Origin of the sequence: Methylomonas sp. LWB (assembly GCF_001856095.1) — a bacterium.
GTDB lineage: Bacteria > Pseudomonadota > Gammaproteobacteria > Methylococcales > Methylomonadaceae > Methylomonas > Methylomonas koyamae_A.
In genome coordinates, this window is sequence record NZ_MKMC01000023.1 from 43801 (window position 1) to 61172 (window position 17372).

The 17372-nt window shown below is 58.8% G+C and carries 9 protein-coding genes; 7 read left to right on the forward strand and 2 right to left on the reverse strand.

All coding sequences use genetic code 11. The features are described from left to right. Window position 1: 1 nt before the first annotated feature. A complete protein-coding gene (locus BJL95_RS10860) occupies window positions 2-3136 on the forward strand; it encodes an MdtB/MuxB family multidrug efflux RND transporter permease subunit (protein WP_071157890.1) in 3135 nt (1044 codons plus the stop codon). A 1-nt stretch (window position 3137) separates the two neighbouring features. Beyond that, window positions 3138-6242, forward strand: coding sequence for an efflux RND transporter permease subunit (locus BJL95_RS10865; protein ID WP_071157892.1), 3105 nt, complete (start codon window positions 3138-3140; stop codon window positions 6240-6242). A gap of 257 nt (window positions 6243-6499) precedes the next feature. Here BJL95_RS10865 and BJL95_RS10870 read toward each other — a convergent pair whose 3' ends face one another. Next, on the reverse strand, window positions 6500-9205 hold the full coding sequence (locus BJL95_RS10870; protein ID WP_071157894.1) for a cation-transporting P-type ATPase: 2706 nt from the start codon (window positions 9203-9205) through the stop codon (window positions 6500-6502). A 165-nt stretch (window positions 9206-9370) separates the two neighbouring features. Between BJL95_RS10870 and BJL95_RS10875 the strand changes: the two genes are divergently transcribed. The 4 genes from BJL95_RS10875 (at window position 9371) to BJL95_RS10890 (ending at window position 15153) form a co-directional block, all read left to right on the forward strand. Further along, complete coding sequence (locus tag BJL95_RS10875; protein WP_254786773.1) at window positions 9371-10561, forward strand: hypothetical protein; 1191 nt, start codon at window positions 9371-9373, stop codon at window positions 10559-10561. 11 nt (window positions 10562-10572) lie between these two features. Continuing rightward, window positions 10573-11562 (forward strand): magnesium/cobalt transporter CorA, encoded by a 990-nt coding sequence (gene corA / locus BJL95_RS10880; protein ID WP_217631679.1) that lies wholly within the window; start codon window positions 10573-10575, stop codon window positions 11560-11562. A gap of 129 nt (window positions 11563-11691) precedes the next feature. Next, window positions 11692-12141, forward strand: coding sequence for a hypothetical protein (locus tag BJL95_RS10885; protein ID WP_071157896.1), 450 nt, complete (start codon window positions 11692-11694; stop codon window positions 12139-12141). A gap of 768 nt (window positions 12142-12909) precedes the next feature. Continuing rightward, entirely contained in the window at window positions 12910-15153 is a 2244-nt protein-coding gene (locus BJL95_RS10890) for a PKD domain-containing protein (protein ID WP_254786774.1), read from the forward strand. 116 nt (window positions 15154-15269) lie between these two features. Here the strand turns inward: BJL95_RS10890 and BJL95_RS10895 are convergent, their stop codons facing one another. Further along, entirely contained in the window at window positions 15270-16064 is a 795-nt protein-coding gene (locus tag BJL95_RS10895) for a zinc-dependent peptidase (RefSeq protein WP_071157900.1), read from the reverse strand. Between the two features lie 256 nt (window positions 16065-16320). Here BJL95_RS10895 and BJL95_RS10900 point away from each other — a divergent pair, with 256 nt between their 5' ends. Next, window positions 16321-17355 (forward strand): PIG-L deacetylase family protein, encoded by a 1035-nt coding sequence (locus BJL95_RS10900; protein WP_083385915.1) that lies wholly within the window; start codon window positions 16321-16323, stop codon window positions 17353-17355. Window positions 17356-17372 lie beyond the last annotated feature (17 nt).

Genomic DNA, 17372 nt, shown 5'->3' on the forward strand with positions numbered 1-17372 from the left:
CATGAGTTTCAGCGATCCCGGCAAGGCGGGCTTCAATCCGTCTCGACTGTTCATTCTGCGGCCGGTCGCCACCTCGTTGCTTATGGTGGCGCTGTTGCTGGTCGGTGTATTGGCCTACCGGCTGCTGCCGGTGTCGGCGCTGCCGCAGGTCGATTATCCTACCATCCAGGTCACCACGCTGTATCCCGGCGCCAGCCCGGAGGTGATGACCGCGATTGTCACCGCGCCGTTGGAGCGGCAATTCGGGCAAATGCCGGGCCTGACGCAAATGACCTCGACCAGTTCCGGTGGCGCCTCGGTGATCACGTTGCAATTCAACTTGAGCCTAGACCTGGACGTGGCCGAACAAAGCGTACAGGCCGCGATCAATGCCGCCAACAATTTCCTGCCCAGCGACCTGCCGCAAGCGCCGATCTACAGCAAGGTCAATCCAGCCGACACGCCGATCATGACCTTGGCGGTCAGCGCCGAATCCATGCCTTTGTTCAAGGTAGAAGATTTGGTCGATACTCGCTTGGCGCAAAAAATCGCCCAATTGCCGGGTGTCGGCATGGTCAGCATCAGCGGTGGCCAGCGACCGGCGGTGCGGATTCAGGCCAACCACAAAGCACTGGCGGCTTACGGCATCAGCCTGGAAGACGTACGCACCGCCATCGCCGCCGCCAACGTCAGCCAGCCCAAGGGCTCGATCAACGGCCCGACCCGCGCCGCGACCATAGACAGCAACGATCAACTGCGCTCGGCTGCCGAGTACCGCGACCTGGTGGTGGCTTACAAAAACAGCGCGCCGGTCAAATTGACCGATGTCGCCACCGTAATCGACGGCGCCGAGAACGCCCGGCTGGCGGCCTGGGCCAACGACAAGGCCGCCATCATCGTCAACATTCAGCGCCAGCCCGGCGCCAACGTCATTGAGGTGGTGGATCGGATCCAGACCTTGCTGCCCAAGCTGCAAGCCTCGCTGCCGAGTGGCGTCGAAGTCGACGCACTCACCGACCGCACCGTGACGATCCGCGCGTCGGTCCACGACGTACAATTCGAATTGCTGCTGGCCGTGGCCCTGGTGGTGATGGTGATTTTTCTGTTCCTGCGCAACATTCCGGCGACCATCATCCCCGGCGTCGCGGTGCCGCTATCGCTGGTGGGCACCTTCGCGGCGATGTATCTGGCCGAATTCAGTATCAACAACCTGACCTTGATGGCGCTGACCATCGCCACCGGCTTTGTCGTGGACGATGCGATCGTCGTCATCGAAAACATCTCGCGCTATATCGAGCGCGGCGAATCGCCTCTGAAAGCAGCGTTGAAAGGCTCCGAGCAAATTGGCTTTACGATTATTTCGCTGACGTTTTCGCTGGTCGCGGTGTTGATTCCGCTGCTGTTTATGTCCGACGTGGTCGGCCGGCTGTTTCGGGAATTCGCCATCACGCTGGCGGTGGCGATTTTAATTTCCGCCGTGGTGTCGTTAACCCTGACGCCGATGATGTGCGCCAAGCTGTTACAGCCCGGCGCAGGCCATCAACACCAAAATAAAATCGGCGACGACTGGTTCGGCCGGCTGATTAAACTCTACGGGCGCAGCCTAAGTTGGGTGATGCAACGCCAAGCGGCGACTTTGCTGGTGTTTTTCGCCACCGTGGCACTGACCGCCGCGCTGTACGTGTGGATACCGAAAGGCTTTTTCCCCAGTCAGGACACCGGCATCATTCAAGGTTTTTCCGAAGCGCCGCAGACCGTGTCGTTTCAAGCCCTGGCCGAACAACAACGGAAGCTGGCGCAACGCATCCTGGAAGACCCGGCGGTCGAGAATTTGTCGTCTTTCATCGGTGTGGACGGCATCAACGCCACCCCGAACAGCGGCCGGTTTTTGATTAATCTAAAACCGCACGACCAACGCCCGCCGGCCCGCGAAATTATCGCCCGTCTGAAAGACCGGCTGGCCGATTTGCCCGGTATACAACTGTATTTGCAACCGGTGCAGGATTTGACGATGGAAAACCGCGTCACCCGCACCCAATATCAATTTACGTTGGAAGGCGCCGATCTGGACGAATTGAACCGCTGGACCGGCAAATTGGTAGACCAGCTGCAAGGTCGGCCGGAATTCGCCGACGTGGTCAGCGACGTACTCGACCAAGGCCGGCAGGTGTTCGTCAACATCGACCGAGCTACCGCCAGCCGCTTGGGCGTCAGTACCGCCGCGATCGACAATGCGCTGTACAGCGCTTACGGCCAGCGCTTGGTGTCGACGATATTCACCCAGGCGAACCAATACCGGGTCGTGTTGGAAGTCGATCCGGCCGAGCAGACCAGTCCGGCGGCGCTGAACGAATTGCGGGTGCCGTCGACCAACGGCAGCCAGGTGCCGCTATCGGCCATCGCCGAATTGTCCGAGCGGCCCACCACCTTGGCAATCAATCATCTCGACCAATATCCGGTCGCCACGGTGTCGTTCAACCTGGCGCCCGGCTATGCACTGGGCGATGCGGTGAACGCTGTCGAAGCCGCCAAGAGCCAAATCGAATTACCGCTGGCAATTCGCAGCGAATACCAGGGCGCCGCCCAAGCCTTCAAAGCATCCTTAAGCAACACCCTGTTGTTGATCCTGGCGGCGATTGTGACCGTGTACATCGTGCTGGGCGTGCTGTACGAAAGCTACATCCACCCGTTGACCATATTGTCCACCCTGCCCTCGGCCGGAGTCGGCGCTTTGCTGGCGCTGCAACTGTCCGGCGGCGATCTGGGCATTATCGGCATCATCGGCATTATTTTGCTGATCGGCATCGTCAAGAAAAACGCCATCATGATGATCGACTTTGCCCTGGAAGCCGAGCGTCAGCAAGGCCTGCCACCCGAGCAAGCCATTTTCCAAGCCTGTTTGCTGCGCTTCCGGCCAATTTTGATGACCACGCTGGCGGCGCTGTTGGGGGCCTTACCGTTAATGCTGGGCAACGGCGTGGGTTCGGAACTGCGCCATCCGCTGGGTATTACGATGGTCGGCGGCCTGTTGCTCAGCCAACTACTCACCTTGTACACCACCCCGGTGATTTATCTGGCGATGGATAATCTGGCGCGACGGGTGACAACCGCGCTGGGTGTTGACCCGCGCGCCGCAGCGGAACGGGACCGCGATTGAGATGAATTTGTCCGCGCTATTCATCCGCCGCCCGGTCGCCACCAGCTTGCTGACCCTCGCCATCTGCCTGTGCGGCGTATTGGCGTTTTTGAATCTGCCGGTCTCGTCGCTGCCGCAGGTGGATTTTCCGACCATCGCGGTGCAGGCGCAATTGCCCGGCGCCAACGCCGAAACCATGGCCGCGACGGTCGCCACGCCGCTGGAGCGTGCGTTGGGACGCATCGCCGGCGTCACCGAAATGACCTCCAACAGTTCGCAAGGCTCGACTTCGATTACGTTGCAGTTTGATTTAAACCGCGACATCGACGGCGCCTGCCGCGACGTGCAAGCCGCGATTAATGCCGCCGCCAGCCTGCTGCCCAGCGGCATGCCCAACCGGCCCAGTTATCGGCGCGACAATCCGTCCGATTCGCCGATTCTGATCCTGGCGCTGACCTCGGACAGCTTCACGCGCGGCCAGCTGTACGATTCCGCGTCGACGATTTTGCTGCAAAAAATTTCGCAAATTCCCGGTATCGGCCAAGTGCAAATCGGCGGCGCGACCCTACCGGCGGTGCGGGTGGAACTGAATCCCAATGCCTTGAGCAAATACGGCATCGGTTTGGACGACGTGCGCAACACCATCGCCCAAACCAACATCACTCGGCCCAAGGGCGTGTTGGAAAGCACCGATACCCGCTGGCAAATACAGGCCAACGACCAGGCCCGCGCCGCCGCCGAATATCTGCCGCTGATCGTTGCTTACCGTAACGGCGCGCCAGTGCGCATCGCCGACCTGGGCGAAGCGGTCGATTCGGTCGAGGATTTGCGCAATGTCGGCCTGAAAAACGGCAAACCCTCGGTGTTGCTGATCATCCGCAAACAACCCTTGGCCAATGTGATCCAAACCGTCGATCAAGTGCTGGCGGTGTTGCCGCAACTCAAGGCCGCTTTGCCCAGCAATATCGAGCTGTCGGTGGTGGTGGATAGATCGTTGTCGATTCGGGCGTCTATCCGGGAAGTCGAGCACGGCTTGTTCGTCGCGGTGGTCCTGGTGATTTTGGTGGTGCTGGTATTTCTGCGTAATCCGCGTTCGGCGGCGGTGCCCATCGTCGCGGTACCGGCCTCGCTGCTGGGTTCCTGCGCGGTGATGTACTTCTGCGGTTTTAGCGTCAACAACTTGACCTTGATGGCCTTGACCATCGCCACCGGCTTTGTCGTGGACGATGCGATTGTCGTGGTCGAAAACACCAACCGGCATATCGAGGCCGGCATCGCACCGTTCAAGGCCGCGCTGCTGGCCGCCAAGGAAGTGAGCTTCACGGTGTTGGCGATGAGCGTGTCGCTGGTCGCGGTGTTTCTGCCGATTCTATTGATGGGCGGCGTGCCGGGCCGGCTGTTTCGGGAATTCGCGGTGACCTTGTCTGCGGCGGTGCTGGTTTCGCTGCTGATTTCGTTGACTACCACGCCGATGTTGTGCGCGCGCTGGCTGGGCAAGGAGCCAACGGAACACGGACCGATCTATCGCGGTATCGGCGCGGCCTTCGATTGGGTGCAGGACAATTATCGCATCAGCCTAAGTTGGGCCTTGCGTCATGGTCGGATCATGCTGAGCCTGTTGCTGGCGACGATAGGCTTGAATTTTTATTTATACGGCGCCATCGACAAAGGTTTTTTCCCTACCCAGGACGGCGGCCGTTTGTTGGGCGAGATACAAACCGACCAAAACACCTCGTTTCAAACGCTGCAAAAGCAGTTTGGGCAAATCTCCGAGATTTTGCTGAAAGACCCCGCGGTCACCAATGTCGCCGGCTTTGCCGGTAGTTCGCAAAGCAGCAATAGCGCGCGGGTGTTTATCACGTTGAAGCCGCACGGGGAGCGCGAAGCTATCGAGATCGTGATGGATCGATTGCGCAAGGCGGCCGGCCGAATCCCCGGCGCCAATTTGCATATGTTTCCGGCCCAGGAGCTGCGCATCGGCGGGCGGATGTCCTTCGGTTTAATCGACTATACCTTGCAAGCCGACGATCTGGCCTTGTTGAAAGAATGGACGCCCAAGGTCCAGGCCGCCTTGGCCCGCTTGCCCGAACTGACCGATGTCAACAGCAGTCAGCAGGACAAGGGCGAGCAAATCGGCTTGACCGTCAACCGCGATCTGGCCGCGCGTTACGGCGTCAGCCAGGCCCTGATCGACAACAGCTTGAACAGCGCCTTCGGTCAGCGGCAAGTGTCGGTGATTTACAATCCGCTCAACCAATACCGGGTGATCATGGAATTGGCGCCGCAATATTGGCAATCGACGGACAGTCTGAAACAACTGTATATCAGCGCGCCGGCCCAGAGCGGCACTGCCGGCACCGGTCAGCCGCGCCAAGTGCCGCTGTCGGCGCTAGCCAGTTTCGCCCCCAGCAACGCACCGCTGTCGGTGCGCCATCAAGGCCAGTTCGCGGTCAGCGAGCTGTCGTTCAATCTAAAACCCGGCGTGGCAATGTCCGGCGCCAGCGCGGCGATCGATCAAGCCTTACGCGACATCGGCTTGCCGGCGGCCGTTACCGGCAGTTTTCAAGGTTCCGGCAAAGCCTTTCAGGACGCGTTGCGCAATCAACCCTGGCTCATTTTGGCGGCGCTGATCAGCATTTACATTGTGCTCGGTGTGCTTTACGAAAGCCTGGTGCATCCGTTGACTATACTGTCCACGCTGCCGTCGGCCGGCGTCGGCGCGTTGTTGGCTCTGATGGTTTGCGGTAAGGAGTTCAGCATCGTTGCGCTGGTCGGCGTGATCCTGTTGATCGGCATCGTCAAGAAAAACGCGATCATGATGATTGATTTTGCGTTGCTGGCCGAGCGCGAGCGCGGGCTGGATTCGCGCGAGGCGATCTTTCAAGCGTGCATGCTACGCTTCAGACCGATCCTGATGACGACGTTGGCGGCGCTGTTCGGCGCGTTGCCCTTGGTCTTAGGTAGCGGTTACGGCGCGGAACTGCGCCAGCCGCTGGGCATCGCTATCGTCGGCGGCCTGATATTCAGCCAACTATTGACCTTATACACGACGCCGGTGGTTTATTTATATCTGGATCGGTTTCGGCTCCGGATGCTACGGCTCGGCGCAACGCCATTGCCAGCCTGACGCACACGGGGCCGCGTGACTTTACTTGGTCGCCTGCGCGCGACTCAGAGATCAAGATCATGCCGATAGCCGGGCATTTCCAGCGTTTTGTCCCGGCAATGCGCACGCCCCGACCAAGCTAAATCGGCCCGGCGCCGCCACCCGCCTCTGCTCGGAGGAGAGGCGCGGCGCCTTGATGGAACGCATTTAGATCGTTTCCGCCGAGTCGCATGCCGAACCGCCAGGGAAAGGGTGCGCTTGAGGCCGTCAACGTCGAGTTAACACCGCCGGCTTCGGCGGAGCACAGGCGATTTAACGTGACGCGGAAACGGCGCGAAGCGGCGCACCAGCCATTTACGCAATTCTTCGCAGATTAGCAGGCCCAGCGCGAACGGCAGCGTGAACAGCCAGACTTCGTGGCCGAGCGGCGCGGTGCCGAACAACAGATTGCCCCACGGCGTGTAGACGATGGCGAGGATCAGCGCAATCTCCACGGCGACGCCGGCCAGTATTAGCCGGTTGTCCAGCAGGGGCGTGGCCAGCAGGCCGCGCTGGCGTTGCTTGCAGAGGAAGACGTTGGCGATCTGCATCACAATGATCGCGGTCAGGCAGGCGGTCGTGGCCCGCAGGTACAGCGGATCGTGGCGCGGCAGGCTGGCGCCGTAGTCCCAGCCGGCAGCGTTCAGCACGAAGAAAAACGCCGCCATTGCCGCCGCGGCTTCCAGCAAGCCGAGAAATCCGTAAGCTCGGGCCAGCAGGCGCCAGTCGATCAATGACTCCTGGCTCGAGCGCGGCGGCTTGCGCATTGCCGCCGCATCGGGTTTCTCGACGCCCAGCCCCAAGGCCGGCAGCATGTCGGTGCCCAGATCGACCGCCAGAATTTGCAGGATGGTCAACGGCAGCGGAATCTTGAACAGCACGAAGGCCAGGTAGGGAATCACTTCCGGGACGTTGGAGGTGAGGATGTAGGTCAAGAATTTGCGAATGTTGTCGAACACCGCGCGGCCTTCTTCGATCGCGGCGACGATGCTGGCGAAATTGTCGTCCAGCAAAATCATGTCGGCGGCCTCCTTGGCGACGTCGGTGCCCGCCAGGCCCATCGCGATGCCGATGTCGGCCTTCTTCAAGGCCGGCGCGTCGTTGACGCCGTCACCGGTCACTGCGACCACTTGCCGCTTACGCTGCAACGCTTCGACGATGTGCATTTTCTGATCGGCGCCTACCCTGGCGAACACAATTTCCGGCGCATCCAAGGCCAATTGCAATTGGCTGGGCGTGAGTTTTTTCAGCCGGTCGCCGGTGATGACCTTGGGATGGTCGGATTGCACCAGACCGATTTGGCGGGCGATCGCGACCGCCGTGTGCGGATGGTCGCCGGTGACCATGATGACTTTGATCCCGGCGATCCGGCATTGGGTTGTGGCGTCGGCGACTTCCGGGCGCGGCGGATCTTCCAGGCCGACCAGGCCGCTGAAGATCATCGCCGCTTCAGGGTCGGCGCCAACGCTGTCGGCCAGTGGGCGGTGGGCTAGGGCCAGTACCCGCAAGCCTTGATCGGCCATGGTCTGCAGGGCGTCCTGGAGTGTGCGGCGGCCGGCGTCGTCCAGCGGCAGAATCTGATCGGCGACGGCGATTTGCGAGCACAGCGGTAGCACCATTTCCAGCGCGCCCTTGCAATACAGCCGCTTGCCGGCCGGGGTATCGTGCAGCGTGGACATGCGCTTGCGGTCGGTGTCGAACGGCACTTCGCCGATTTTGGGATAGGCCACGCGCATGCCTTGGTCGTGAGCCAAATTGACCAGCGCGACTTCCATCGGGTCGCCGAGCAAGTGCTGGCCTTCGACGCGTTTCAGATCGTGACATAGGGCCGCGCAGGCCAGGAACTCGGCATGGTGTCGCAGGCTGTCGCGGCCCAATTCGTCCGGTCGACAGTGGCGATTGTCCAGAAATAGTTGTTTGACCGCCATTCGGTTCTGGGTCAGCGTGCCGGTTTTATCGGTGCAGATGACCGTGGTCGAGCCCAGGGTTTCCACCGACGGCAAATTGCGGATCAAGGCGTTGCGCTTGGCCATGCGCTGGGTGGCCATTGCCAAGGCCAGTGTCACGGTCGGCAGTAGGCCTTCCGGTACGTTGGCGACGATGATGCCGATCGCGAACATGAAATTTTCCCAGAAGCTTAGGCCGATGGCCTGGCCGATCAGAAAAAATGCCGCGCCCAGCAACAGCGCCAGTAGCGCGACGAAGCGGCTCAGCCGAGCGATCTGGCGTTGTAACGGCGATTGGCCCTTGATCGTGGTTTTCAGCGTGTGGGCGATTTTGCCGAATTCGGTGTGCATGCCGGTGGCGAACACCACGGCCTTGGCCTCGCCGGCGACCACCGAGGTGCCGGCCAGCAGAATGTTACGACTTTGCGCCAGGTCTTCGGCCGCCGACGGTAGAGCGTCGCGGCCCTTGGGTAGGGATTCGCCGGTGATGGTCGAGTTATTCACCCGCAGGTTGAAGGTCTCCAGCAATCGGCAATCGGCCGGGACGTTGTCGCCCTCCTGCAAGACCAGCAGGTCGCCGGGCACCAGTTCGTCCGCGAGAATTCGGCACAGCGCGCCGTCGCGCACTACCTTGACCTGGTTCGGCAATAATTTGCGTAGCGCGGCAATGGCCTGCTCGGCCTGGACGCGCTGCCAAAACGAGAAGCAGCCGTTGATCGCGATCACGCCCAATATTGCGTAACCCAGCGTCGCCATGCCTTCGCCGGGTTGTTGGGACTCGGCGAAGAAGGCCAGACCGGCCGCCAGCCAGAGTATCAGCGCGAAGAAGTGTAAAAACTCGCCTGCAAACAACAGCCACTGCGATTTTTTTCGGGTTTCTTCGAGACGGTTGAAACCAAACTCGCGCAAGCGGCCTTCAATTGTCGTATCGGCCAGGCCGTTGGGGCCCGAACCGAGACTGTCGAGGGCTTCCTCGGGCGTTAGGTGGTGAATTTTCATGGTAGCTTCGTGCGGTCGGCTAGCGTGTCGTTTAGTTTAGCGGTGGCCGAGTGATTCCGGATGGTAAATGTCGGCGACGACGCTGCTCGGGATCGGGCATTGCTGATAAAATGAACGGTCTGAGAGTGCGAGTTCGCGGTAGGATGACGTTTTGAGGAAGCAAACATGTGGAGCGGCTACGGGATGACCGGCGGGCGCAGGGCGTTGGCGGCGGGGTTGGCGTTGAGCTTGGCGGGATGCGTTTCGCCGCCGGCCCTGGACAGGGCCGTCATCGAGTACGATAAGGCCACTAACGACGTGTTGGCGAAGCAGTTGCTGCTAAACATCGCCCGCGCCCATCAACACCAACCGCTGCATTTCACCGGCGTATCCAATATCGCCGCCACCTTCAATTTCCAGCTCAATGCCGGCGCCACGCCGGCGCTGACCGGACCGACCGGCTCTCTGTTGACGCCGGTGTTCGGCGGCAGCCTGTCCGAGAATCCGACCATTAGCATCGTACCGATCGAAGGCGAGGAATTCACCCGCCGCTTGTTGACGCCGTTTCAGGAAAGCAAGCTGACGATGTTGCTCAGGCAAGGCGTGGACGTGGATTTGTTACTGCGCCTGTTGGCCGGCGAGCTGCGCTTGTCCGGCGGAGATCAAGCCGGCATCCATCGCAACTTGCCTGCGGACGCCGATGGTTATCGGGTATTTCGCCAGGCCGTGTTGCATTTATCGTCGATTCAGGACCGTCATCGCTTGTTCGTCGAGCCGTTGTTGTTCGAACGTAGTTGGACTTTGCCGGCCGATGCGTTGCCGGCCGAACAACTGGCGGCGCTCGAAAAAAACTACCAAGTGACTTTCGATCCGGCGCGTAAACAACTGACATTGACCAAGCGCGAGGTCGGCCGGATCGTGCTGACCAATTACGATCCGGCTACCTTAAGCAACGAGGAACGGATGCGTTTGCAGCAGGAAGCCGAGCAGGGCGCCGACAACGATGTGAGTGTCGATATTCGCCCCGGATTTCCAGGTGGCGAGTGGCCGTTGCACGGCGTGTTCCGCTTGCGCAGTTTTCACAACGTATTGAATTTCGTCGGCCAAACCTTGGGCGATATGCCCGAATATTCGGTGGCCCGCCATCCGGCCACGCCGGAAGTTCGCGAAAATCCCGTGGAAACGCTGGCCTTGACGGTCGGCGACGAGCCCGACGACGATCCGAGCGTGCGCTTGGGCGACCGTTACTATTCGCTTCGCCCTGAAACCGGCTATCAATGGAACCGGGAAGGCTTTCGGTTGCTCTGTCAGATTTTTCAAATGACGATGACCCAGTTCGCCCAATCCGGGGCTCCCGTCATCACGATTTCCAAATAAGGGGAAAGTTTTTGGCCGAATCCATCGATAGCAACATGATTATGAAATGCGTGGCCTACCGGCACGGCATTGGTATCGGAGAAGTGTCGATTCCGGACATCAGCGAAGTGATCCGGCAGGATCAGACCTTCGTGTGGTTGGGCTTGCGAGAAACCAATTCGGCCTTGTTGGCCGAGTTGCAACAAGAATTCGGTTTGCACGATTTGGCGATCGAAGATGCGTGCGCCGCTCATCAACGACCGAAAATCGAGGAATACGCCGATTCGTTGTTCATCGTGCTGCACACCGCTAGACTGGTCGACGACAAAGTGGAATTCGGCGAAACCCACTTGTTCATGGGGGCGAAATTTCTGGTGACGGTTCGGCACGGTTCGTCGCTGAGTCACGCCAAGGTGCGCGGGCGTTGCGAGGCGATGCCGCAGCAATTGGCGAAGGGACCGGGGTTTGCGCTGTATTCGATCATGGATTTTATCGTCGATAACTATGTCCCGGTGATCGACGGCTTGCAACAGCGCTTCGAGGTACTGGAGTCGGCGATTTTCGAGCAACGGCCCAGTCGGCAGACCATGGAAGGCTTGTACGAACTAAAGCGCGAGCTGTTGATGCTGGAAGCGGCGATCACGCCGGTGATCGACATCTGCAACGAATTGATGCGCTTTCATAACGGCTTGATACCGAAGGACGTGCGGTTTTATTTTCGCGACATCGCCGACCATATCAAGCGCATAGACCGATCGATTCAAGGCATGCGCGAGATGCTGATCGCAGCGATGCAGGTTCACCTGACCTTCGAAACCGTGCGCCAGAACGAAGTGGTTAAAGGTCTGGCCGGTTGGGGGGCGATTCTGGCGATCCCGACGATGGTGTTCAGTTGGTACGGTATGAACTTCCGCCACATGCCGGAACTGGAGTGGACCTTTAGTTACCCGTTGGTGCTGGGCGGCGTGGCCTTGAGTAGCTTGCTGCTGTATTGGCGCTTGAAGCGGTCCGGCTGGTTGTGAGTGGTGCTCGTAAGGACCAACTTAAAGAGATGATGGATAGCCGATGCCCTGATTGAATGTTTGTTTTTAAATCCCTCAACTGTTTCAACCATCAAAAACCGGCGAATGGCGCCACGGAAACACCATACAATGAAGTTTAGCGTTTTAGTTAGAAGACTTTCCCACCCCCAAGTCAGACGCCGCTTGAAGATCGGCTTGTCGATCTGGGCAATCGCGATAGCCGTGAGTGTTGTCGCCAAACTGGCCTATGACATCGGCTATTTCAAGGCGCAGTCGATGATAGACGAAAAAAATGCGGCGGCCCCGGCCACTCGCTCGGTATTGACGCTGGAATACGCACAGCGGATCGTATCCGGCGCGTTGAACGAAGACCCGAATAATCCGAAAACCGTCGTAAGTCAGGTAGTCGATAATAACCCCAGGCTGGCGACGATTGTCGTGGAAAACAATAAGCAAAAGAAAATCGCCTGGATATTCGAGATGCGTTTGTTTTTTGTCGGCGATTTGCTCAACGACCAGGGTTATAACCTGACCGAAGCCATCGAACGTCAGCAGGATATGTACCGGAATAATCGCTGATCGGCGCGGCTTGCGGGCGATCAACACGCCTGGACGGCGAGTGTTGGAACCCCGTGCAGACGGATAGCCCAAACTCCTATCAGCGAGCGTGAATGCCGAGGGCCGTTGGCGGAGCGGCGTCTTTCGGCGCTGAACGACAGTCTCACGGAATTCGAAGTTGAATAGGGCATTTTCTCGGCGTAAACGCTATCGGACACCGTTCTTGTATGGCGAGGCGGCAGCGTTCGTGATACGGGCGAAAAGATTATCGCAATCGTCGAACGCGGCGGCTTTTAAAATCGCGAATCGGAACTACGCTTCATTTTCTAAACCGGCTCCAAGATCCAGGCTAGCCGAATCGGCCGCGTTGGGCTATAACCTGTCTGTCGTCAAATTTCCCTATAACCGGTGTGCCAGAGACACTCGAATTTGAGTAGGCTAGCTAGCCAAGAATCGACGGCGTTAACTCAATAATCTTTTTACCGCTCCAAGTCGCGCGAGGTTTATTGCCAAGCTTCTAATGCAAATTCCGGATCACCAGGGATATGCGTTTCGATAGTTCAGCTTAAAACAAACACATACTCCCTACTGGCGGTCAGCTTTTTCGATTAATTTTTGCCGCAAGGATTTTGGTCTTGATGCGCCGCGTGATTGGCACTCATCGACTGGATCTTGCTCATACTTTGGAAGTCGATTATGAATACAAAACTATTTGTTGCCACGGCCGCTCTCACGACTATTGTAGGGTGTGCCGTCACTCCCGACCAGACCACTCAGACGGAAGGCGACGTGAGCCAGTCGTATCCGCCCGCCGGTACCGGTAGTCTCTTGAAAGAGACACTGTATTTCTCTAATCAGGACGATGCGGCTAAAGCTTTGGTCGGCTACAACTATGTCTTGACTTTGCTTTCGAATGGCCGAGTACAGGCCATCGTCACCGGTTTGAACGGTTCCGGTCTCGAAAATCCGTTGAGCGTGGTTAAGGCGAACTCGCAAAAGTCGTTGGCCAACATTGGCGATTTGCCGTCGTCGGACGAAACCGAATCGCCGTTTCCGCAAATCTCGTTGAAGGAGAAGCTCAACGGCCAGGCCGCCGTCGACGCCCTAGGTGACAATCTGGCCTTGGTGGCCAAGGCCTATGGGATGTCCGCCGAACGCTTGGAGAATATTTTAAAAAGCGACCAGACCGCTTGGATCGATCAAGGCGGCCGCTTGCTATACATAGAGTCGGATATCCAGCCCGACCCCAAGCAGGGTGCCGGCGAGACCGCGACCGCCGATAGCGCCGACGCGGCGACGGCGGAGGGAAGCGGCAGCACTTATGCCGCGATCGCCGCCTCGACGACCGATCCGTTCACGCTGCACAGCAAACCCGATTCCAATCGCGTCATTTACCTGGATTTCAACGGTCATCAGGCCATCAACACCACTTGGTACAACGGTACGTTGACTGCTCAGGCCTACGATACGGATGGCAATCCCAACGGATTCAGCACCACGGAGTTGAACAACATCCGCGAAATCTGGCAACGCGTGGCGGAAGACTACGCGCCGTTCGATGTGGATGTGACGACGCAAGAGCCGGCGGCGGATGCGATGCAACGCCTTACCAGTAGCGACACTCAATACGGCACCCGCGCGGTCATCACTCGATCGATGCCGGAACTGTGCGGCCAGGTCTGCGGTGGCGTTGCTTATGTCAACGTCTTTTCGTCTTATTCGTCCACTTCGCCCAACCGCTATCAACCGGCTTGGGCTTTCTTCGATAAATTGGGTAACGGCAACCCCAAATATGTGGCCGAGGCGGTATCTCACGAAGTTGGCCACAATCTGAGTCTCTACCACGACGGCACCGCCAGTGTCGGTTACTATTCGGGGCACGGCAGCGGCGCCACCGGTTGGGCGCCGCTGATGGGGGTCGGTTATTACAAACCCGTTTCGCAATGGAGTAAGGGCGAATATCCTGGGGCGAATAACGCTCAGGACGACCTTGCGGTCATTAGTGCGGCGGGTGCTCCGATCCGAGTCGACGATTTTCCGGACAGCATGGCCTCGGCCGCGCCTTTGTCGGGCGATCCCACCTCGGTGGTTCAAACCGGCATTATCGAACGCAATACCGACCTGGACGTCTTCACTTTTTACACCGATGGCGGCGACGTTCAGTTCAACGCGGCCTCGGGTTCGGTGGCTGGTAATTTGGATATTGCTCTGAAATTGTTCGATGCTTCCGGTAAGTCGGTCAGCGAGGTAAATCCGGTCGATAGTCTGTCGGCGTCGCTGAGCGCCAACTTGAACGCGGGTCAATATTTCCTGCAAATCGATGGCGTCGGTAAAGGCGACTTGACGACCGGCTATTCGGATTACGCCAGCCTTGGTCAGTACCAGATTACCGGTAGCTATCCGAAGAACGTCGTGAAACTGATCCCGCCGACGGCCGTCATTTCAGCATTACCGACCGCGAGCGATGCGCCGTCCAAGGTAACATTCAATGGTACGGGCTCTAGCGACCCGGACGGCACCATCGTCGGTTATGATTGGAATTACGGCGACGGAAGTACGAATGGCAGTACCGCCAGTGTCGATCATACCTACGGAACTCCGGGCAACTATACTGCCACGCTGACGGTGACCGATAACGTCGGCTTGAAAAACAGCGCCACGCAATCGATCAATGTCGCTCAGGCGCCGGTAAACGTCAGTATGAAAGTCTCGAACACCGCGATAATCCGCAGATTGTTGACGGGTGGCAAATCGGAGTGTTTGGCCAAAGTGACCGTTAAGTATGGCGAAGCTACATTGGCTAACGCCACGGTGAACGGTTCGTGGAGTTGCTCGGCGAAAACCAGTTCCGGCATTATTTCCAAAACCTGGGCTAAATCCGCCGTGACCGGTTCCACCGGTATCGCCAGCATCAGTAGCTCCGGCCTACCTTCCAGCAGCTCCGGAACCTGTGCCTACACCGTTAGCAACGTCGTCAAAAACGGTTATACCTACGACGGCAGCGGCCAGGTGGCGGCGAGTTTTACTTGGTAAGCTAATATTTGCTGTTGTAACGGAAGGCGCGGTTATCCGCGCCTTCTTTTTTTGCGCGGTCGAATGGATTTCCATCGGTTTCGGATGAGCCTGCAACGCGCTTCCGGTCGGGGGGCTTAACGATGGTCGATGTTTAGCTGTCGATCGCGACGCCGATGCGGCTGTTGGCGGTAATAGAGGCTCAGTTGTCGGAACACCGCCGGACAATGTTCCAACAGAATCGCAGGCGTGCAGAAGAACGCTTCACTAAACACCGCGAAGCATTCGGCTGGATCGGTGGCCGCGTAAGGATCGATCCAGCTCGAAATCGGCAACTCGGGATACTGGCGCAATTGGCGGAAGGCAGCGGATAACGCGGTCGTCCACTCGCTCACCGACATATCGGCGTGCAGCGGCGGCATACCGTTGCCGACCCCATTGCGCATATCCAGCTTGTGGGCGATCTCGTGAACGATTACGTTTTGTCCGGATTCCGGATATTCGATGTCTTCCAGGATTTCTTGCCAGGACAATATCAGCGGTCCCGCCGACCAAGCTTCCCCGGTCAGAATTCGCTGTTCTTGATGTACGACGCCGGCGTCGTCGACGTCTTCATGCGCCACGACGAAGGCGTCGGGATAAACCACGACATCCAACCAGCCGGACAGCAGAGCCAAGCCCAAATACAAAACCGGCAGGCAGCACTGTGCCGCGATGACGATGCGCATGTTGGTATTTAGATCAATATCCACGCCGACCAGGTTTTTTTCGCGGAGAAACAACGAGCTCATCACCCGTAAGCGGGCCAGTTCGATTGGCGTCAGTCCTTGCAGTAAAGGTAACTCAGCGGTGGCTTGGGTCCAGGTTTGGAAGGGAATGGCGTGGCCGCGTAGCCGATAACGTCGATAGGCGCGTTTGAATCGGTTTCTCATCAGGTCGTCGCGGTGGTGGTGGTGGCCGAATAGCGGGTTCGTCCCGAATGGTTGATAGCAACCAATCTGGCGGATATTTCAACCGGGTCGGTTGCAAACCGGACTGAGTCGGCCACAATTGCAGCCGGTCGCGGTGCCGGCATGGTTTGGCACGGTCTTCGCTGGTCTCCAGTCGAGGCGGATTATAGCCCGGTCCGTGTTGACGGGCCGAGCGGACACATTTCATCCGGGTCTATTTTGGAAGCAGGAGCAGCGTATGCGGCAGTCTGATCGTGTTTGGCATGTTATGTTTTTTTGGCTTTCCGTTGCGGTGGCATTACCGGCCGCCGCCGCGCCGGAGCAAGCGCTGGACGTGGGCAGGGGGGAGCGCCTGCTCATATTGGCGCCGCATCCCGACGATGAAAGCTTGAGCGCCGCGGGTCTGGCGCAACGAGTATTCGCCAACGGCGGCAGTGTCCGTAGCGTCGTCGTGACATCGGGTGACGCCTACGTCGATGCCGTGGTTCAGCAAACCGGCAAGCGCAAGCCGTCCGCGGCCGATTTTCTGGCGTTCGGCGAACGTCGCCTGGACGAATCGCGGCGCGCGGCCCAAGTGTTGGGCAAGGGGTTTTTGCATCTGGACTTGTTGGGCTTCTCGGACGGCAGCATCTACTCGGCACTGGTGTCGCATTGGCGGCGCAACCAGCCGATGCGCTCGGACTTCACCGGCTTCGACCATGTGCCTTACAGCGAAGCGGTCGATAGAGGCTACGCGCAAGACGGCCAGGACTTACTCAGCGAACTGGTGGCGATCTTGCGCGAGACCCGTCCGACCATGATAGCCTTCCCGGACGTGATGGAAAACGACTCGGATCACGCCGGTTTGGGTATGTTCACGTTGCTGGCCGTGCGCGACTGGCTGGCGCGCGAACCCTCGCAAAACATTCATCCGAAAATGCTGGCGTACTTGATCCATTGGCGCCCCGGATGGCCGACCGGCTCGAATTGGGGGATCGCTCAGGACTGGAGCGGGCAACCCATGCAACTGCCCGACGATTTACCGCTGCGCGGACATCACCGGGTGTGTTTGAATTTGATGCCCGCCGAAGTGGCGACCAAGCGTCAAGCCATGGCGGAATATCAAACTCAGCAATTGATCATGGGCGACTTCCTGGCGTCCTTTGTGCGCAGCAGCGAGTGTTTCACCCAGCTGCAAACCGGCGATACCCAACGGATAGAAAATGTCGTCGAACATTGGCGTCATGTCCGCAAAGCCTTCGATAGTCACCCGCTGACTCGGCGAAAAATCTAGTTCGCGCTCGGATTGGC